Origin of the sequence: Neptuniibacter sp. QD48_11 (genome assembly GCF_047778095.1) — a bacterium.
Classification (GTDB): domain Bacteria; phylum Pseudomonadota; class Gammaproteobacteria; order Pseudomonadales; family Balneatricaceae; genus Neptuniibacter.
The window spans coordinates 3486854-3506875 of the sequence record NZ_CP180551.1; the positions used below are offsets into that span (position 1 = coordinate 3486854).

Here is a 20022-nt window from a genome sequence, read left to right on the forward strand (position 1 = left end):
CGCCATGATTCAATTTCAGCAAGTTAGCTTACAACGCGGCCACAACATATTGCTAGAACAAGCCGATCTGACCCTGCATTCGGGGTGGAAAGTCGGTTTAGTTGGTGCAAATGGTGCGGGTAAATCCTCTCTGTTTAAACTGCTACTCGGAGAGCTTCACTGTGATAACGGAGACCTCGAGCTACCGGGGGGACTGCGTATCTCTCATATGGCGCAGGAGGTTCCGACCTCTGATCGCTCAGCACTCGACTACGTCTTAGACGGTGATTACAAGCTCCGCTCTATCCAGCAAGAGCTTGCGAAAGCAGAAGCCGATCATGATATGAATCGCTTAGGCGAGCTGCATGCCGAGCTAGATAACCACAACGGTTATAGCGCTGAGTCTCGTGCAGCCCAGCTTCTCGCCGGTTTAGGCTTTAGCCATAACGATATCACCCGTTCAGTCAAAGAGTTCTCAGGCGGCTGGAGAATCCGTCTTAACCTAGCTCAAGCATTGATGTGCCCATCTGACCTGTTACTTCTGGATGAGCCAACCAACCACTTGGATCTGGATGCAACGATCTGGCTGGAACAATGGCTGCGCCAATACCCGGGCATGTTGATTCTGATCTCCCATGACCGTGATTTCCTCGATAACGTGGTAAGCCATATCACTCATATCGAGCGTAACAAGCTGAATCTATACAAGGGCGGTTACTCAGCCTTTGAAATACAGCGGGCGGATCGTCTGGCACAGCAACAATCTGCATTTGAGAAACAGCAACAGCGTATTGGTGAAATTGAAAACTTTGTCCGCCGTTTCCGTGCTAAAGCCACTAAGGCAAAACAAGCGCAAAGCCGTATCAAAGAGCTGGAGCGCATGGAGAAAATTGCGCCTGCGCACATTGATAGTCCGTTCAGCTTTAAATTTTGCTCTGCAGACAAGATGTCATCGCCATTGCTGACTTTGTACGATGCACAGTGCGGCTATGACGATAGCGTTATTCTGGATAAAACTTCTTTGACCCTTACGCCCGGTGCGCGTATCGGTCTTCTTGGCCCAAACGGTGCTGGTAAATCAACGCTAGTTAAGTCACTCGTGGGCGATTTGGATCTCTGCAATGGCGAACGCCACGAAAGTGACAACTTGCAGATCGGTTATTTTGCTCAACATCAGCTTGAAGCACTCGATATGGCGGCTTCACCGCTTTTACATATCAAACGCATTAGTCCAAATGCCTCCGAACAAGAGATCCGTGATTTCTTAGGTTCCTTCGGGTTTATCGGTGATCGTGCATTAGAGCCTGTGGATAACTTTTCTGGTGGTGAAAAAGCCCGCGTTGCACTGTCTATGATCGCTTGGCAGAAACCAAATCTGCTATTGATGGACGAACCAACCAACCACTTGGACCTGGAAGTACGTCACGCACTGACCCTTGCTCTACAATCGTTCGAAGGCGTATTGATTCTAGTCTCCCATGACCGTCACCTGCTGCGTAATACCGTAGATGAGTTCCTTCTGGTTGCGAATGGCAAAGTTGAAGAGTTTAAAGGTGATCTAGATGACTACCAAAACTGGTTGTTAGAACAGAAGCGCCTCGAACAAAAAGCCGAAGCTGAAGCCTTTGCCCCTGCAGCGACAGAAGAAAAAAAGACGCTCTCTGCAGCAGAACGTAAGGAACAGAAACGTTTAGCAGCCGAACGTCGTAACCAGCTACGTCCACTGAAAAAGCAGTTGGAAAAGCTAGAAAAAGCGATGGAAAAGCAGCACGAACAGCTAGATGAGATCGAAACAGCACTTAGTGATAGTTCGATCTACGAAGAGCAAAACAAGGACAAGCTCAAAACCTTGCTACAACAACAAGCGGAGTTGAAACAGCAAGCGGAGCAAACCGAAGAAGAGTGGATGGAGCAGCAAGAAGCTCTGGAAGCCCTTGAGGAAGAACTGGGTGACGTTTAGTCACCCAGTAACGCTGTTAACTCTTTAATATCTTCGTCATTACGCATTAAACGGCGAAGCATTTTAGCTACATCAGGCTCTTTTAAGCCAAGCTCTGCATACATCTCTTCTGGAACTTCTTCCAAAGGACCGTCACTCAAACCCTGCTGACGCAGCAGACGGTTTGCCATATAGAGCACTTTGACATAGTTACTATGTTCGCCGGCATAATCAGGTTCATTCTGATGACGAATCGCTGTCGTTACCTCAGCTGGCAATTCCCAACTCGATAGCAACCAACTACCAATCTGTTCACGGGTAACACTCAATACCTGTTGTTCTACCGAATCTAAAGCAAAGTGTGGGTTTGCCTCGATATAACGGGACAATAGTGTGAAGTGTGGCGGGAACAGGTGTGCCAACACGAGATAACCAAAGTTATGTAGCAAAGAAGACAGGTAGATCAAACCCGGTTTAGGCTGATCTTCATTTTCTGGCATAGCACGGCATAGCTGCTCAGCAAACGCAGCGTTATAAACCGACTGCAACCAGTAAGGCGTCGCACCACGTGGGCCATCTTCTGGTACACGTAGCATCTCACCCATCGCCGTACCTAGCGCCATATTGATCACGAGATCAAAACCAAGGACACGGATAACCGCATCATCAATCGAGCTGACTTTACCTGGAGCCGCATAATACGGAGATGCAGCCCAGCTCATCACTTGAGCAGAAAGGCTAGGATCAATCCGCACGACCGGTACGAGCTCACTCACACCTGCTTCTGGATCAGAGCGAAGCTCGATAATTTTTTTAATCGTTGGAGATAGAGAAGGCAGACCTAAAGTATCTTCAAGGCGTTGCTTGATTCGCAACTCAGTAAAGCGCTCAACCGCCTGAGTGATAACAACGCGGTCATCACCTTTCGGCTGCACAGCTTCGATCTGCTCTGTGGTAAGCGCTAAGTTACAGCTACTCGCTTTCTCGATCTGTTTAGCACTCACGCCAAAACACAGCTCAGCGTGCGGTTCGATCAGTTCGACTCGATCGTGCTGCAAAATTTCAGGAGATACCAACAGCTTGAGAGATAAAAGTTTTTTCTGTCCTTCAGGATGCCTTAAGGCATCTTGGCTAAAATAGCGTTTCGCATCTTCGCCACGAACAGGCTGTAGCTGTCGACCTGTCTCTTTCCAGACAGAAACTAAATTGAGTAATGACGCCGCAGGAAGCAGAGCCAGCACCTTACCTTCAGCATCATGCAATAACACCAAGCGAAACTGCGGTAATTCACCACTGTTTTCCAGAACTCGTACGCCGACTGACAATTTACTCTCTCCAAACCTAGTCTTGGTTTAATCTAAAGGGTAGATTATTAGCAACAATTAGGGAAAGCAAAGTTCTTGGTCAAAAATTCACGATTTAAATCAGTTTAAATGAGAAAAATGTCGATAATTCTCCAAATTAGCCAAGCATTGCTGATCATCTTTTCACTGCTCGGTCTTTCCGCTCACGCAGTGGAAGAGGATCTTGCTCCCGAATCATCTACCGGGCTCTATCAAAGCGAAGCGATCGCCACCCAACAATCCTTAGTAGTCACAGCACACCCTCTTGCTACTCAGGCTGGCCTAAGCATTCTGCAACAAGGCGGTACAGCCGCAGATGCTGCCGTAGCCATTCAAGCCATGCTGACCTTAGTTGAGCCACAATCCTCTGGTATTGGTGGCGGCGCATTTATGCTCTATTGGGATCAGGAGCAGCAAACGCTGAAGGCTTATGATGGCCGCGAGACAGCACCGGCGAAAGCAGACTACCGATTGTTCCAAAAAAATAAAAAGCCGATGCCATGGGTAGAAGCTATGGTCGGTGGGCGCTCTGTTGGCACACCCGGTGTCTTAAAAATGCTGGAAATGGCGCAAGAAAAGCACGGTAAACTGGCTTGGCAAGATCTGTTTGACGATGCTATTCAACAATCTAGAGAAGGCTTTCCGATAGGCCCACGCTTACACAAGTTGATCGCCAGCGGTATCAACCCGGGGCTTAACCGCTATAAAGAAGCGAGAGACTATTTTTATAACCCTGATGGCTCCCCTCTGCCGGTCGGTTTTATCAGAACTAACCCCGAATTAGCCGACAGTTTGCAGTTAATTGCTGATAACGGCACCCAAGCGTTTTATCTAGGCCCTATTGCAACCGCAATCGCGGATAAGGTGCAATCCATTAAGGACAATCCGGGTTTACTCGATAAAAGTGACCTAGCTAGTTACCAAGCTAAAGAACGCGCTCCGATCTGTCTGCCATACAAAGAGTATCGAGTGTGCGGTTTCCCACCGCCAACATCTGGCGGTGTCACTGTACTGCAGATACTAAAACTGCTTGAGCAACATGATCTAGCAACCTTTGCCCCAGAGAGCTTGGAGTTTAACCATCTCTTCACCCAAGCATCACGCCTCGCTTTTGCGGATCGTGGCCGTTATCTAGCCGATAGCGATTTTGTCGATGTGCCTGTACAAGGATTACTCGACCCTAACTACCTAAATGAGCGCTCCAAACTAATCTCACTAGATAAAGACTTAGGCCAAGCCAAGGCAGGTAAACCTCCACACGCTATGGCTAACTTAGTTGATGCGCAATCCCCAGAACGCCCCTCCACTACTCACTTTGTGGTGGTCGACCGTTGGGGCAATGCGGTGTCGATGACCAGCAGTATCGAAATGGCGTTTGGCTCAACGCTGATGGCAGGAGGTTTTCTGCTGAACAATCAGCTAACGGACTTCTCTTTCAAAGGTATTAGCAAAGGGCAGATTGTCGCCAACCGCGTGCAACCGGGCAAACGCCCACGCAGCTCGATGTCGCCGTTTATGATATTCGACGCAGATGGAAATTTGCATGCAGCCATTGGTTCTCCTGGCGGAAGCCGAATCATCAACTATGTAGCGCAAAGCCTGCTGCTGATGTTCAACTCTGACCTCAGTATGCAGGAGATCGTTAATCAGCCACATATCAGCAACCGTAACGGGCTAACCGAGCTTGAGGCGGACACACCTATTGATCAGCTACAGCAGCCGTTAGAGGCGATGGGGCATCAGATAAAGGTAAGAGATCTGAATAGTGGCCTACACGGATTCCGTCGTCTGCCATCAAACGAATGGGAAAGTGCAGTAGATAATCGAAGGGAAGGTTTAGCACTAGGGGAATAACTAGTGCTAACTTTTGCGAAAACGAAATCAGTCGCGGGTAATACGGTTCACACTCTTCAAGCGACGCAGTTTCTTCATCACGCGTGCCAAATGGATACGGTCAGTCACTGTCACTTCCATATGGACATTCGCTAGCTGACCTTCGTGCTCACTAATATCAATCGCAACAACATCCGCACCTATGCTCGAAGTGGTCGTAGCAAGCTCAGCAATAATGCCGCGATGGGACTCAACCTGGACGGTCAGATTAACGCTGAACTCTTCGTCCAAGTTGTCTGACCATTCCAGATAGATACATTTCTCTGGATCATCACGCAGGTAGCCTATATTACGGCAATCGGTCTGATGGATAACTAAACCGCGGCCAGTACTGATATGACCAATAATCGAGTCACCCGGGATAGGTAAACAGCATTTCGCATATTGCAGCACCATACCCTCAGTACCTTTAATCGACATCGGTTTCTGGCGGCGGTTTGTTTCACTATCATCCCCCGACTGAGCACCCTCTTCCGGACGCAGCCTGCGCGCAACGACATACGCCATGCGATTACCCAAGCCGATATCTTCTAGCAAGTCTTCCATGCTATCCAATTCAGCTTCTTGCAGCAGCTCACGCAGTTTGAACGGATCGATATCGTTTAAGGTCGCACCATAATTGGCGAGGAACTGATTTAACAAACGCTGACCAAGCTCTACAGACTCGTGACGCTGTTGATTCTTCAAGTAGTGGCGAATCGCTGTACGCGCTTTACCTGTGACAACAAAGTTGAGCCATGCCATATTTGGCTGAGCGCTTGGCGTTGTAATAATTTCGACAGTTTGGCCATTTTCTAACGGCTGAGACAGCGGCGCCAATCGGCGGTTTATACGGCAAGAGACACAAGAGTTACCGACATCGGTATGAACGGCATAAGCAAAGTCTACCGCTGTCGCACCACTTGGTAGCTCCATAATTTTACCCAGCGGCGTAAAGACGTACACCTCATCAGGGAACAGATCGGTCTTAACGCTGTCGATAAACTCCATGGAGTTACCTGCGCGCTGATGCATCTCTAACAAGCCCTGCACCCACTTACGGGCACGCTTATAACTGCCTAATGCGCTATCAGATGCATCCAATTCTTCTTCGTTCTTGTAGTGGCTATGTTCAGCAATACCCTGATTGGCTACTGCATCCATCTCATGGGTACGAATCTGCACCTCGATGGTGATGTCTCTAGCACCGAAAAGATCAGTATGTAGTGACTGATAGCCGTTGGCTTTAGGGATCGCGATATAGTCTTTAAAGCGGTCGTGCACCGGTTTATACAAATTATGCACGGCACCAAGTGTACGGTAACAGTCATCAACTGAGTCGGTCACGATACGGAAAGCAAATACGTCCATGATCTCAGAGAAGGACTTACGCTGCGCCTTCATCTTGGAGTAGATGCTGTAAAGGTGTTTCTCTCGACCGGTAACTGTACCGCTCAAACCCTCTTTCTGGAGGCGTTTTTCGATCGTTTCCTGAATCGAGCTAATCACATCTTTACGCTGACCACGCGCTTGAACGACTGCTCGACGAATATGCTTGGCGCGCATTGGGTAATGCGCTTGGAACGCCAGATCTTCCAGCTCCACCTGCACATCACGCATGCCTAGTCGAGCTGCAATCGGTGCGTAGATATCCAGCGTTTCACGAGCGATGCGTCGCTGCTTATGCCCCGGCATCGCACCCAAGGTACGCATATTGTGCAGACGGTCCGCCAGTTTCACCAAAATCACGCGAATATCTTCCGCCATCGCCAACACCATCTTCTGGAAGTTGCTGGCTTGAGCTTCGGCTTTGGTTTCAAACTCTAGGTGGGTCAGTTTAGATACACCGTCAACGATATCGGCAACGGCTTTACCAAACTGGGATTCGATCCCTTCGTAGGCGATCTCGGTATCTTCGATAACATCGTGCAGCATGGCTGCCATCAGGCTCTGATGGTCCATACGCAGTTCTGCAAGAATATTTGCCGCGGCAAGGGGGTGTGTTACATAAGGTTCACCACTTTTACGCTTCTGGCCATCATGGGCCTGTTCGGCATAAAAATAGGAACGACGCACCTGCTGAATCTGTTCCAGATCCAGGTAATCATTCAGGCGTTGAGAAAGTGCGTCAATGGTCGGCATTACCCCTCCAGTGCTACAAACAAATAAATGCACATTACATCTGATGATGCCGCATTCATTCTGCTAGGAAAAGACCTAAACAAGGAATTACTAACGAATTTACCAACAAGTATAAACACAAACGCCCCGCATGATAGCGAGGCGTCTGATAAAGCAGTGTGCTTAGGGCTTAGTCTTGCTCGACTTCGTCCAGAACAGTACGGTCAGTGTGACCTTCTGCAATTTCACGTAGAGCAACAACGGTTGGCTTGTCGTTTTCCCACTCTACTTTTGGTTCTTTACCGCCAGTAGCAAGCTGACGTGCGCGCTTAGCGGCAACCATAACCAACTGAAAACGGTTATCTACGTTTTCTAGGCAATCTTCAACGGTAACTCGTGCCATGGGGGTAACCTCAGAATTCGGTACATTAAAAAGACCGCGCAGTTTACCTGCATATTTGGCTTATGACAATAGAGAACTCAACAGATCACGGCAACGTTCTTGCTGCTGGGCGATCTGCATACGCTGCGACAGGAATACGCCGTGTAGTTCACGCAGTGCCTGATCAAAATCATCGTTGATCACAAGGTAATCGTACTCGCCGTAATGACTCATTTCGCTCGCCGCTTCAGACATACGTAGGTTGATCACCTCGTCACTGTCCTGACCACGGTTAGTCAGACGCTCTTGGAGCGCTTCACGGGACGGCGGAAGAATGAAAATAGACAGGCATTCAGGCATCAAACGACGAATCTGCTGAGCACCCTGCCAATCGATCTCTAGAATAACATCTTTACCCTGCTCTAGCTGATCCTCAACCCAACGCTGAGAGGTGCCGTATTTATTGGTAAATACTTCAGCAAACTCTAGGAAATCAGATGCTTCAATCATCTGATTGAACTCATCCATAGACACGAAATTGTAGTCCACACCGTTTGTTTCGCCCGGACGCATATCCCGCGTGGTGTGGGATACTGATACGACAATATCATTATCCTGTTTTAGCATCGCCTTAACGAGACTGGTTTTACCCGCTCCCGAAGGAGCCGAAACAACATATAACGTGCCTTTAGCCATGTGAATTCTCATACTCAAATTGAAGCAGCAAACCGTCTTGCTGCAGGGCTATTATAAGATCTTTCCCCTTTTTCACCATGAAAACAGACTAAATAAGCCATTTAAAACTACGAATCCTGAGGAAATACGGGCCTTTCAGCGATAAATACTATATGATCGAAAGTACTTATGACTCAAACTTTGTACGACGGTTTACTTTGATGCGCTGGATTTCAGCCTCAGCAGGTTTTGTAACAGCTTTACCTAAGCGCCACCAGCGCGCACTTATAGCCTTAGCAGCAATGCTTCTAGTGGCGGCTTTTCTACCCTCTGGCGATCGCCCTCATTCGTCCACACCTTTATCTCTAGAACACCTTGTGGACACCGATGCGCCGATCTTTGAGCAACCGAAGTTTAGCATTCGCCAGCTAAAAGCCCCTTGGACTTTTGACAGCGTACCCGCCGCAGAAACCCTGTTAGTTCCAGATACAGGCACTAATGGTTACCAATACATCGTTCGTAAAGGCGATACCTTAGGTAAAATCTTTGAGCGCTTACACCTGCCTCAAAAAACCATGTATCAGCTGCTCGAAACTGACGTTAACGTTCTAGCATTAGATAACCTAATGCCGGGGCACACTTTAGTTTTTGAAAAACAAAATCAAAAACTACAGCGTCTAGAACTGCAATTTAGCCTTGCGCACAAAGTTGTGTATACGCGAAAAGCAGATAGTTTTGAGTTTGAAGAGATTCGTATCGAAGGTGATTGGCAAGAGAAGCTAATCCAAGGCGAGATCCTCTATAGTTTTACTGGTTCGGGCAAAAAAGCTGGTCTAACTCAAGCTGAGGCGCAATCGATTACCCAAGTACTCAAGCAGCGCGTGGACTTCCGTCGTGATATCCAACGTGGTGATAAGTTTGAAGTGCTCGTTTCTCGCCAATATGTTGATGGCGAAGCAACCGGCAACACTAAAGTTGAGGCAATCCGAATCAAGAACCGCCACAATATCAGCGCTTTCCTGTTTGAAGATAACTACTACGACGAGAAAGGCCGTAATCTAGAGAAAGCCTTCCAGCGCTATCCGTTTAACGGTAAATACCGTCTATCTTCACACTTTAATCCACGCCGTAAACACCCTGTAACCGGGCTGATTCGCCCACACAACGGCACCGACTTCGCCATGCGCATCGGCACACCAGTAGTATCAACCGGTGATGGTGTCGTAACCCGTGTGGTTCGCCATAAATACGCGGGGCTCTATATCGAGATCAAACACGGTCAGAGCTACAAAACCCGTTACCTACACTTGCATAGATCTTATGTAGTTAAAGGCCAACGCGTGAAACGCGGCCAAAAGATCGCCCTGTCCGGCAACTCAGGCCGCTCAACCGGCGCTCACCTACACTTCGAACTACATAAAAATGGCCGCCCGGTGAACGCAATGAAAGCCAAAATCCCAATTGCGGTATCACTCACAGGTAAGAAGAAAAACGCGTTCGAACGCCAGCTTAAAGATTATATTGCTCGCTTAGATCAACCTAAGAATGAGCAACAACTAGCTTTGAGTAATAAAGGCGAGAAAAGCGCACAGAGTACGCTTTAAGTAAGGCTTGAAGAACACCCTACTCGAGTCCGAGTAGGGATCTGATGATTCTAGATTGAATCACTCAATATTCTGGATCTGCTCACGCATCTGTTCGATTAGCACTTTCAGCTCAACCGCACATTGAGTCGTGCTCGCAACAATCGATTTAGAAGATAGGGTATTCGCTTCGCGGTTTAGCTCCTGCATTAGGAAGTCTAAACGGCGGCCGATTGGGCCTTTTTGTTTTAGGACACGGCGCACTTCTTGTACGTGGGTGTCTAGGCGGTCCATCTCTTCATCGACGTCGGCTTTTTGCGCTAGCAGCGCAATCTCTTGTTCAACGCGGCCTTCATCTAGCTCTACTTTTAGTTCTGCTAAACGCTGATGCAGGTTATCGCGCTGGTTTTGCAGAATCTGCGGCATTTTTTCGCGAACTTCCTTCACGATTTCGCTAATTGCATCTAGGCGCTGGTTGATCAGTGTTGCGAGTTCAACACCTTCACGGCCGCGACCTTCGATTAGGTCTTTAAGTGCAGTACCGAAAAGATCTTTAGCCGATTTTTTGACTAGATCCATATCCAGCTTGGTGTCTTGCAATACACCAGGCCAGCGCAGTAGTTCTAGTGGATCAAGCGCTTGGTGCTCTTTCAGCATGCCTTGGATCTGTTCGGCTGCTTGTACAACCTCTTGCGCGTAGGCAGGGTTCACCACCAGCTGTTGAACTTTGGCTTCTGGGTTGAAGCGCAGAGTACATTCAACTTTACCGCGACTTAGATTTTTACGTAGCTGTTCACGTAGAAAACCTTCTAGCTCTTTTAGGTTTTCCGGTAAACGCAGGTGAGGTTCCAGATAACGATGGTTAACGGAACGGATCTCCCAACTTAGAGATCCCCATTCGTGCTCGGCTTCCTGTCGAGCAAAAGCTGTCATGCTACGTGTCATATTGTTCATTCTCGATTAAAATGCATCATTAATTCGCATTGTAACAGCCTAGCTCGGCAGTGCCACGCTATGGCAGACCAGAATATTGATAAAGGACAGGCATGAGTTCATCTATTTCAGAACAGCTGCAAACTCTTGGTATTAAGAAGCACCGCCCAAGCGGACGTGAAAATGATCAGATGCGTGAAGTTAAGATAACTCGTAACTTTACTATGCACGCTGAAGGCTCCGTTTTAGTTGAGTTTGGTAATACAAAGGTGCTTTGTACTGCAACTGTAGAACGCGGTGTACCTCGCTTTTTGCGCGGTTCTGGCCAAGGCTGGATTACTGCTGAGTACGGCATGCTGCCTCGCTCTACAACGTCTCGTAACGGTCGTGAAGCGGCTAAAGGTAAACAAGGCGGTCGTACTGTAGAGATCCAACGGTTAATTGGTCGCTCTCTTCGTGCTGCGCTTAACCTTAAAAAACTAGGCGAAAACACGATCACTCTAGACTGCGACGTTCTGCAGGCGGATGGCGGTACACGTACAGCGTCCATCACTGGTGCTTATGTTGCCCTTCAAGATGCAATTAATGTGCTTAAGCAAGATAAGAACGGCGCTATGAAAGGCGACCCTATGGTGCAGAAGATCGCAGCAGTGTCTGTAGGTATCTATGAAGGTGAGCCTGTTCTCGATTTGGATTATGCTGAAGACAGCAAAGCTGAAACTGATATGAACGTGATCATGACTGGCGACGGTGGCTTTATCGAAGTGCAAGGTACTGCCGAAGGCGCGCCTTATACTCAGGACGAGCTGAATGCGATGTTGGATCTAGCACGCAAAGGTATCTCTGAGCTGATCGATCTGCAGCAAAAAGCTTTGGCTGAATAAACCTTCAGCCCATTAAAAAAGGAGCCTATTGGCTCCTTTTTTGTTTTCTAAATCAACTTAATCAAAATCGTAATCGATGATGATTGGCGCGTGTTCACTGAACATCTGATCACGATAGATCTGCGCATTTTTAACCGTCTTACGCAGACTTGCTGAAGTAATCTGGTAATCCAAGCGTGCACCTTCGTTCAACTTACGGGCACGGTTGTAATCAGGCCACCAGCTGAATTGACGTTCTGCTTTGTTGATCTGACGGAAAGCGTCGATATAGCCCATCTCATCAAAGATCTCAGCCATCCACTCACGCTCTTGCGGCAAAAAGCCAGAAACCGTTTGGTTAGCGTACCAGTTACTCAGATCGACTGGCTTGTGCGCAATGTTAGTCGTGCCACAGAAGATAAACTCTCTACGCTTACGTAGGGTTTTATTTAGGTGACCGATAAAGTCGACCATAAAGGCTTCTTTCTGCTGCTGTGCTTCTTCGCTCTTCAAACCAGAAGGCAGGCAGAACGACCCAACACTGACATCATCAAAGTCCGCTTGGATAAAACGGCCGTGCTGGTCACACAACTCGAACCCCAAACCGGTCATGATCGCTTTAGGAATGGTACGGCTGTATATAGCTACACCACTGTAGCCATCTTCCCAGGCATCAAAGAAATATGAGTGATAACCTTCGGGGTGGTAGCGTTCGTCATCAAGTTGATATTCTTTCGCCCGCAGATCCTGCAAGCAAACAACATCAGCATCTTGACGGACCATCCAGTCAAAAAAACCGTTTTCAGTAGCTTGTTCAATACCTTGAGCATTGAATGTGATGACGCGCATAGAAGGTGTTCCTGTCCGTTATCAGACTTATCTATTATTTTTAGCGATTGGTCGAATTGTATAGGGAAGTTAAGCAAAATGAAATTTTTTGAGTGTTCGTTGAACAATGGAGACTCAAGGCTTCCACTGGTAGAATAGCCGCAAATTTTTTACCCCTTTCCCAGCGGAGTTTGCCATGCAAGATTACCAGCGCGAGTTTATTGAGTTTGCTATCGAACAGAACGTACTACGTTTTGGCGAGTTCACGCTTAAATCTGGCCGTACTAGCCCTTACTTTTTCAATGCAGGTCTTTTCAACACAGGTACTGCGCTAGCTAAGCTTGGCCGCTTTTACGCTCAGGCGATCAAAGATTCTGGCGTTAACTACGACGTACTGCTTGGCCCTGCATATAAAGGTATTCCACTAGCTGCAACAACAGCGGTAGCCCTATCTGATCAGCACGGTGATGACGTTCCTTACGTATTCAACCGTAAAGAAGCAAAAACTCACGGTGAAGGCGGCAGCCTAGTAGGTGCACCTCTAGAAGGCGGCGTGATGATCATCGATGATGTAATCACAGCAGGCACTGCGATTCGTGAAGTAATGGAGATCATCGATCAAGCGGGTGCAAAACCTGCTGGCGTTGTAATTGCCCTTAACCGTCAAGAGAAAGGTAAAGGCGAGCTATCTGCGATTCAGGAAGTAGAACGCGACTACAACATGCCTGTTATCAGCATCGTTAGCCTTGGTGATCTGATTGATTACTTGACTGAAAAAGGCGATATGGCGACTGAACTTGAAGCGATTCGTAAATACCGCGACGAATACGGTATCTAAGTTTTGCTTACCGGAGCTGCTCTTTACTGGGCAGCTCTGATGATTACCTTCCTCGAAGCTCCATCCAAGCCACTACCACCACAGTAGCCCGTACTCTCGATTGTCCAGAAATCACCTTCTGGCGATGTCACTGTCCGATAAAACACTTCCGATCGGCACCCTTGAAGACCGCTGATATTAAAGGTGTCGCTAGCGGCTGGCCCTGGCCAATAATCAACTTGTGCAGGCGGGCTTCCAACTGCAGCCGAAGCAACACAGCCAGACGCACCATTGCCTAAACAGGTTAACTCTAGCTCTATCCCAGTTTGCGCTGCTGTAATCGCCCTAGCGCCAAGAAACTCTTGAGCGGTCACATCTTGGCTAAGTGCAAAGAAACGGCTCATACCGGCAATGATGACCGCTAATACGGTGATCACAAAGATAGCCGAGATAAGGCCCAGCCCCCGCTGTTTAGATCTCAGTGCGACTACAGGTAACTTATGGGACATTTCTCACCTGCACCTCAAATTGAACTCGGATACTTTCTCGCGTTGTATCCCTGCTGGTTAGTACCTGATCCTCTACAAACAGATCAAACAGGACAATACCATTTCGAAGTAATGTCGCTTCACTGTAGGTAAAGGCATCGTTATCCGCAGGGCTTACGACATCACTGGCTAACAACGCTTCCTGTGGCTCTGATAGATTCGCAAATAAAGTAGCGCCCGTAGGCTGGGTAATCGCATAAGTGTAAGCACTGCCGCTTACCCCCTGAAAACGATAGAGATCACTCCCAACAACACAAAAGCTAACCGGCTCATCAACAATAAAGTAACGTTTTGAAGGTGAATCTGCGGGGAAACGATGGGTAGCGTCTAATAAAACATCCACAGTGCCTGACCCTGACGCCAAAGCACTACTGGCACTGATCATAGGTGAGATAATCGACCAGCTATCCAAATCGTAGATTGGATTTTGTCCTGCAGGTCTAGCAGGTTCATCCACTGTATTGGTATCAATCGGGTATACAGCCACACGACCAAGATCAGGTGATGTAGCAAAAGGCACGGAACTAAATGCTGACGATGCCGAAACAACCGTTAGCGGCACAGAAATATAGCGAGAGGCCGCTAAGGCAGGTATAAACTCTAAGCAATTTCCTGAATCACCAACACGGATACTATTAGGCAGGGCGTTTCTGATCTCACGCGTCATACGCTCAACAGCCACACGTGCCGCAGATGAAAGTTGATCACGCCTTGTCAGATCCGCATAGCCTTGCATGGTTGAAGTAATAAAGCCTACGGTTACTAGAGAGATAATCCCCAACAACGTAATAACGACAATTAATTCAACCAGTGTAAAGCCGCTTTGACGACGCATCAGTAGTTACCCCGCAAAGCACTGAATACCACGGGGCTCTGCCCCGTATTTGCTGGAGGCGTAACGGTAACGATAACTTGTTTGACTAACTCAGAGTCAGAACCAGAGAAATAGGTGCTTCCGACATAAGTCACCTGAACAGAGACCTCATAACCTTGGTAAGATTGAATACCACCCGGCGTCACAAGCGCATTGAATAAACCAACCGCGCTCTCTGTTAAGCCATGATAGTCATCGACATCATCAAACTCTTCCCGAGATTCACCATCTTTACTGGTAATCGGCGCACTAGCATTCACGCCAAATTGTGCTTCGGGTGTACAAGGGTCACAAGGTGGGCTGCCGCCTAAAGGGGTCAGTTCATCGTATCGGCGCGACAAAATCTCTTCGAGGTAAGCCTGTCCAAGATAGGATACTTTGGTTTGCCACATGACATCAGCACTATGGCGGGCAATGGTGCCCCAACCTGCTATCGCTGCTGTGAGAGCGATAGCAATAATCACAATGGTGATGACTACTTCAACTAGCGAGAAGCCTCGTTCAGCGACAGGTCGTTTCATAAGTATACCCAGTCAGTGAAAGGCAGTAATCGCCATTGTCATCGGTAAATTGCAGACTGCTATCAACCTCTTGACTGTCATCAGGAAAACTCGCAGCCGAACTCAAAACCACATTGTTATCAACGCGGATCATATCGCCCAGTTGGTTATACATCACCACTAGGTTTTGCCCCGAAGATAAACTACCTGACTCAGTGCCCGATACGAGGGACGCAGTGTAGGATAAAACCGTATCTGCTGTGATCTCAGCATTGAGCTGAGGAGGTGTAATGCTTGTAGGCGGCGTTGCATCTGAAGTGTCAGCGTCTATCAACAAAGCGATCTGCCATTGTGTATCAGACGAGCGCTCTAACACCCAATAAACGGAAGATGCATGCTGCGCTAAAGCAGCCTTTTGCGCTAAACGTAACGACCCCATAATGGCACTGCGAAGCGCAAGCTCATCGTAGCGAGCAACATTACCAATTCGAGGGATAGCTACAGCTGAGAGAATACCCAGCAGGATGATTACAACGATAATCTCGACCAGCGTAAAGCCACGCTGGCGAGATTTAGAGCAGCATTGCCTATATAGATCAGGACCGTTACTGCTCATAGAGAATAACTAATTACTCGTCTGCACCAGCAACTGACACATTACCCGAATCTGCTTCGTAAGTAATCAATCGGCTAGCACCTGAAGGCGCATTCACACGGTAAGTGAATGTACAAGTTTCAGTATCTACCGCTGCAGCCACATAATCCACACCATTAGCGGTAGCAGTTGATGCTGCAGGTCGGCTACCCTGCAAAACATTATCCCAAACGCCAATACACTCTGTTGCGCTATTAATTGTGGCGCCCGCTCCTGAAGCTCCCGTTGGATAACCAAATCCATTTACAGCAACTGCAGCATCGCCATCAAGAGATACATTAGCTCCTGATGCAGCATTTTCTACCACGGCTTTCGCTTTAGCCAGAGCGACACCGGCAGCAAAACCTCCCGCAGCGCCTTTAACCGCAGCATTGTGAGCATCATCAGTAACATTAATAAAACGCGGTAGAGCTACCGCAGCCAAAATACCTAGTAGAGCAATTACTACAACTAATTCAATGATTGTAAAACCTGCTTGCTTTTTCATGGAACTCTTTGCCCTTGGGTTTAAGTTTGCAATTATTTGATTTCTAACAAATTAGCTCACCTTTGTATAGCTAATCTGCTTGCCAATAAAATTTATATAACGGCTTTAGCTTCGCTTCTATTGCTAGACCTTCAGCCGCTCTACTATTCTGAAGACCCAACTCGATCTTAAAAGGGATCAAATCAGCCTGCATAAATTCGTTGTCTAAATTGTCTATCCGCTTAGCCTTGTAAACCAACCAACGTTTATCAGTCACAAAGTACCAATGTTCTCCAGCAGCATGTTGCAATTCACTAAACGAAAGCTCGCCTGCATAATTTGATGGTTTATGTTGTATCAAATCCACAGGATTTTGGTTAGCTATCTTCTCTGGAGAAACAGCCTGTTGCTCAGCAAACCAATAAGCTACTTTGAGCGTTATCTGCGCCTGGATATTATCTCGACTACCTTCAAAAGATACTCGCTCTACATCTTCGATCAGTAATTCCAATCGTTGCAGTGCAAATGCCATCAGCACTGTTATGATAAAAATTGAAATGGTTAGTTCCAATAACGAAAAACCACTACATCTCCGTTGCAATTTTTATCCTCCCTAACCATTAATGGTCGTGCTTAACTCCCACAATGGCAGGAACACACCTAAGGCCAACACCAGCACCATTGCCCCTATAGCAATAATCAAAATAGGCTCAATAGCGCTGGTTAAGTTCTTAAGATCGTACTCTACTTCCTGTTCGTAAAACCCAGCAGCCTCTTCAAGCATCTGGTCTACTCGACCGGTCTCTTCACCAACCGCCAACATCTGCATCACTAGAGGGCTGAACATCTCGGTCTGATGAGCGGTTTGGGTAAAAGATTCCCCTCGCTCAATACCTAAACGCATACCAGCCACTTTTTTGCCTATATGGCGATTACCAACAGCGTTAGCAACGATCGACAAGCCTTGTTCAATAGGCACACCTGCTTTCAATACGATACTAAAGGTACGAGAAAATCTCCCTAGTATGACTCTGTAGAATATCGGCCCAACAATGGGAAACTTCAGTTTTCTTCGATCCCAAGTCATGTGGCCTTTTTCAGTTTTCTTCCACCGGTAGAAGGTAAATACACTCAAAACGATGCCGATCAGAATGGCATACCACCAATCCACCGTAAAATCAGAAAGCGTAATCAACGCTTGAGTCTGCCAAGGAATTTCACCACCGAAGCTTTCGAATACAGATTTAAAAGCAGGAATAACAAAGATATTGATAATGGCAACAGCCGCTGTGATAGCAATCAAGACAAACAAAGGATAACGAGTCGCTTGTTTAATATTTTTAACTGTCTGCCTTTCTAACTCGAGGTAAGCAGCCATCTGCCTAAATGCATCATCCAACTGACCGGTATTTTCACCTACATGGATCATGCTGATATACAGTTCGTTAAAGACCTTAGGGTGTTTGGCTAAGGCAGAAGACAGCGCATGGCCCTTTTCAAGATCATCAGCTAACTGCGAAAGGGTTTCTGTTAGCAATGGGTTCGTTACTGTATTAGCCAAACCACGCATTGCTCGGGTAATTGGTACACCAGCTTTGGTTAAGCTATACATCTGCCGACTAAACATGATCAATTCATCCAAAGAGATCTTCTGGAACAGTTTGATCTGAATATCTTTGCTGCCCTTTTTCTCAGCAACCTTTTCAGCGACTTGAATCGTTATTGGGATAATGCCATCGGCACTTAACTGAGATGCAGCCAAAGCCGATGTACCCGCTTCAAGCTGGCCATTCACTTCAACCCCTTCACGGTTTCGTCCTCGATAACTATAGATCGCCATAGGTTTATCTCGCTCGCTTATTCCAGTTCAAAACCGGAACTAGGTTGTGCAGATGCTTCTTCTGCAGATGGAGCATCAAGATACATTGATTCATCCAACTGCTCTGTCACACGGAACACTTCCTCTAGGGAAGTAACACCCGCTATAGCCAAATCTAATGCACTATATACGAGCGGTTTATAGTGAGGATCAGTTTTTGCCGCTATGGTGAAAGCAGCACTGTCGTCACGTCGTAATGCATCCGCCATGGCATCATTGATCTCTAAAAGCTCAAAAATACCTGTTCGGCCTTTGTAACCGGTATTATTACAGTAGGTACAACCACGGCCCTTTTTCAATTCAATATCATCTAAGCCTAACTCTTCTTGACGCTCGTTTAGCCAAAGCTGTTCCTGACCAGTTGGATTGTAGTGCTGACTACAGTTTTCACAGATTTTTCGTACTAGGCGCTGCGCTAGGATGCCATTTAACGCAGACGCTGCTAGGTAGCCCTCAATACCAATATCAGTCAAACGCATGGCACTGGATACCGCATCATTGGTGTGTAGGGTCGACAGTACAAAGTGACCTGTCATCGCAGCTCGCAATGCAATCTCTGCGGTCTCTTTATCTCGAATCTCACCTACCAGAAGAATATCAGGGTCCTGACGCAAGGTTGCACGCAATACAGTGGAGAAATCCAAACCTATATTCGGCTGCACCTGCACCTGATTAATACGTGGCAAGCGGTACTCGACCGGATCTTCTACGGTAATGATCTTTTTCTGATGGCTGTTTAGTTCATTCAATGCGCCGTAAAGCGTGGTTGTCTTACCACTACCTGTAGGGCCAGTTACCAATAAGATGCCATGAGGCTCATTTATCATTTTACGTAAACGCGGCAGCATATGATCAGGCAAGCCAACTTTATCTAGACCGATAATTCCGCCCGATTGGTCAAGTAGACGCATTACTACCGACTCGCCGAACTGAATTGGTAACGTCGAGATACGTACATCAACACTATGACCGGAGACATTGATGTTGAAGCGACCATCTTGCGGTAGACGCTTCTCCGAAATATTCAGAGACGCCATTAGCTTTAATCGGAGTACCAATGCAGAAGAGATACGCTTCTCTTTCATTACGTGCTCATGCAAAACGCCATCAACACGCTGACGGATACGCAATACGCTTTCGTCCGGCTCAATATGAATATCGGAAGCACCAACCTGCACGGCATCTTCAAATAGACTTTTCAGAAGTTTCACAACCGGAACATCTACTTCATCAGTTGCGGTAAGCGCAGCAAGATCGAAAGCATCATCGGCGATCTCTTCGTTTAACTGATCAGCTAGGTCTTCAATATCGCTGGTTTTACGATAAAGCAGATCCATCGATTGCAGTAACTGAGCTTCTGATACCACCGCCTGTTCAATAGGCTTAGGCAGAGCTCTTTGCAACTCGTCAAACGCGAATATGTCCATAGGGTCGGACATACCCACTAAAAAATGATCAACATCCTCTTTCAAGACTAAAGCTCTGAATCGACGTGCCTGCGTTTCCGGCAGGCGCAGAACATCGTCCTGGTTAAAGGAGTAATGAGTTAGATCAACCAGAGGAATATTAAGCTGCTGCGATAAAAACTCCAGAAACTGCTGTTCCTGAACATATCCCATGGTAACTAGCGTTTTACCCAGCTTCTGGCGCGTTTCTTTTTGGCGGCCTAAAGCTTCCATCAACTGCGGTTCGGTAATAACACCATTCTGAACTAGCAAGTCACCAATTCGGATTTTCATTTTAGGTGCAGCCATGCAGCCCCTTC

General features: G+C 47.3%; 19 protein-coding genes and 1 pseudogene. 5 read left to right on the plus strand and 15 right to left on the minus strand.

What is annotated here, in order from left to right:
- Positions 1–4: 4 nt before the first annotated feature.
- Positions 5–1939 carry an ATP-binding cassette domain-containing protein gene (locus tag ACMXYU_RS16435; RefSeq protein ID WP_415901137.1) on the plus strand — a complete coding sequence of 645 codons (1935 nt, stop codon included), beginning with the start codon at positions 5–7 and terminating at the stop codon, positions 1937–1939.
- On the opposite strand, the gene ACMXYU_RS16440 is transcribed toward ACMXYU_RS16435, so the two are convergent.
- Positions 1936–3243 (minus strand): HDOD domain-containing protein, encoded by a 1308-nt coding sequence (locus ACMXYU_RS16440; protein WP_415882836.1) that lies wholly within the window; start codon positions 3241–3243, stop codon positions 1936–1938. The two genes, ACMXYU_RS16435 and ACMXYU_RS16440, sit on opposite strands and share 4 nt — an antisense overlap.
- 117 nt (positions 3244–3360) lie before the next feature.
- Between ACMXYU_RS16440 and ggt the strand changes: the two genes are divergently transcribed.
- A complete protein-coding gene (ggt, locus tag ACMXYU_RS16445; RefSeq protein ID WP_415899509.1) occupies positions 3361–5115 on the plus strand; it encodes a gamma-glutamyltransferase in 1755 nt (584 codons plus the stop codon).
- 27 nt (positions 5116–5142) lie between these two features.
- On the opposite strand, the gene ACMXYU_RS16450 is transcribed toward ggt, so the two are convergent.
- From ACMXYU_RS16450 to gmk, 3 genes are all read right to left on the minus strand, one after another.
- A complete protein-coding gene (locus ACMXYU_RS16450; RefSeq protein WP_415899510.1) occupies positions 5143–7275 on the minus strand; it encodes a RelA/SpoT family protein in 2133 nt (710 codons plus the stop codon).
- A 169-nt stretch (positions 7276–7444) separates the two neighbouring features.
- Positions 7445–7657, minus strand: coding sequence for a DNA-directed RNA polymerase subunit omega (gene rpoZ, locus ACMXYU_RS16455; protein WP_415886249.1), 213 nt, complete (start codon positions 7655–7657; stop codon positions 7445–7447).
- A 60-nt stretch (positions 7658–7717) separates the two neighbouring features.
- Positions 7718–8338, minus strand: coding sequence for a guanylate kinase (gene gmk, locus ACMXYU_RS16460; protein WP_415884691.1), 621 nt, complete (start codon positions 8336–8338; stop codon positions 7718–7720).
- Positions 8339–8532: 194 nt separating this feature from the next.
- Between gmk and ACMXYU_RS16465 the strand changes: the two genes are divergently transcribed.
- Entirely contained in the window at positions 8533–9915 is a 1383-nt protein-coding gene (locus ACMXYU_RS16465) for a peptidoglycan DD-metalloendopeptidase family protein (protein WP_415899511.1), read from the plus strand.
- A gap of 60 nt (positions 9916–9975) precedes the next feature.
- Here the strand turns inward: ACMXYU_RS16465 and ACMXYU_RS16470 are convergent, their stop codons facing one another.
- Entirely contained in the window at positions 9976–10839 is an 864-nt protein-coding gene (locus ACMXYU_RS16470) for a YicC/YloC family endoribonuclease (protein WP_415899512.1), read from the minus strand.
- 101 nt (positions 10840–10940) lie between these two features.
- Between ACMXYU_RS16470 and rph the strand changes: the two genes are divergently transcribed.
- On the plus strand, positions 10941–11711 hold the full coding sequence (gene rph, locus ACMXYU_RS16475) for a ribonuclease PH (protein ID WP_415882842.1): 771 nt from the start codon (positions 10941–10943) through the stop codon (positions 11709–11711).
- Positions 11712–11768: 57 nt separating this feature from the next.
- Here the strand turns inward: rph and ACMXYU_RS16480 are convergent, their stop codons facing one another.
- The gene (locus ACMXYU_RS16480) at positions 11769–12539 is read right to left on the minus strand and encodes an exodeoxyribonuclease III (RefSeq protein WP_415899513.1); all 771 of its coding nucleotides are present in this window, start codon (positions 12537–12539) and stop codon (positions 11769–11771) included.
- A 175-nt stretch (positions 12540–12714) separates the two neighbouring features.
- Between ACMXYU_RS16480 and pyrE the strand changes: the two genes are divergently transcribed.
- Positions 12715–13356 (plus strand): orotate phosphoribosyltransferase, encoded by a 642-nt coding sequence (pyrE, locus tag ACMXYU_RS16485; RefSeq protein ID WP_415882844.1) that lies wholly within the window; start codon positions 12715–12717, stop codon positions 13354–13356.
- 23 nt (positions 13357–13379) lie between these two features.
- Here the strand turns inward: pyrE and ACMXYU_RS16490 are convergent, their stop codons facing one another.
- The 9 genes and pseudogenes from ACMXYU_RS16490 to ACMXYU_RS16530 all read right to left on the minus strand — a co-directional run bounded on the left by ACMXYU_RS16490 (position 13380) and on the right by ACMXYU_RS16530 (position 20011).
- On the minus strand, positions 13380–13844 hold the full coding sequence (locus ACMXYU_RS16490; RefSeq protein ID WP_415899514.1) for a hypothetical protein: 465 nt from the start codon (positions 13842–13844) through the stop codon (positions 13380–13382).
- Positions 13834–14718: a type II secretion system protein J gene (locus tag ACMXYU_RS16495; protein WP_415899515.1), complete on the minus strand. Its 885-nt coding sequence runs from the start codon at positions 14716–14718 to the stop codon at positions 13834–13836. Before ACMXYU_RS16495 ends, ACMXYU_RS16490 begins: the two co-directional genes overlap by 11 nt.
- A complete protein-coding gene (locus ACMXYU_RS16500) occupies positions 14718–15278 on the minus strand; it encodes a prepilin-type N-terminal cleavage/methylation domain-containing protein (protein WP_415899516.1) in 561 nt (186 codons plus the stop codon). The genes ACMXYU_RS16495 and ACMXYU_RS16500 overlap by 1 nt, the downstream gene beginning before the upstream one ends.
- Entirely contained in the window at positions 15259–15873 is a 615-nt protein-coding gene (locus ACMXYU_RS16505; RefSeq protein WP_415899517.1) for a prepilin-type N-terminal cleavage/methylation domain-containing protein, read from the minus strand. The genes ACMXYU_RS16500 and ACMXYU_RS16505 overlap by 20 nt, the downstream gene beginning before the upstream one ends.
- A gap of 13 nt (positions 15874–15886) precedes the next feature.
- Positions 15887–16399 carry a type II secretion system protein gene (locus tag ACMXYU_RS16510; protein WP_415899518.1) on the minus strand — a complete coding sequence of 171 codons (513 nt, stop codon included), beginning with the start codon at positions 16397–16399 and terminating at the stop codon, positions 15887–15889.
- Between the two features lie 70 nt (positions 16400–16469).
- Positions 16470–16910 carry a hypothetical protein gene (locus ACMXYU_RS16515; RefSeq protein ID WP_415901145.1) on the minus strand — a complete coding sequence of 147 codons (441 nt, stop codon included), beginning with the start codon at positions 16908–16910 and terminating at the stop codon, positions 16470–16472.
- 15 nt (positions 16911–16925) lie between these two features.
- Positions 16926–16979 (minus strand): annotated as a pseudogene (locus tag ACMXYU_RS16520) (hypothetical protein); the annotation flags it as partial.
- Between the two features lie 12 nt (positions 16980–16991).
- Positions 16992–18218, minus strand: a complete 1227-nt coding sequence (locus ACMXYU_RS16525) for a type II secretion system F family protein (RefSeq protein WP_415899519.1) — start codon at positions 18216–18218, stop codon at positions 16992–16994.
- A gap of 17 nt (positions 18219–18235) precedes the next feature.
- The gene (locus ACMXYU_RS16530; protein ID WP_415899520.1) at positions 18236–20011 is read right to left on the minus strand and encodes a GspE/PulE family protein; all 1776 of its coding nucleotides are present in this window, start codon (positions 20009–20011) and stop codon (positions 18236–18238) included.
- Positions 20012–20022 lie beyond the last annotated feature (11 nt).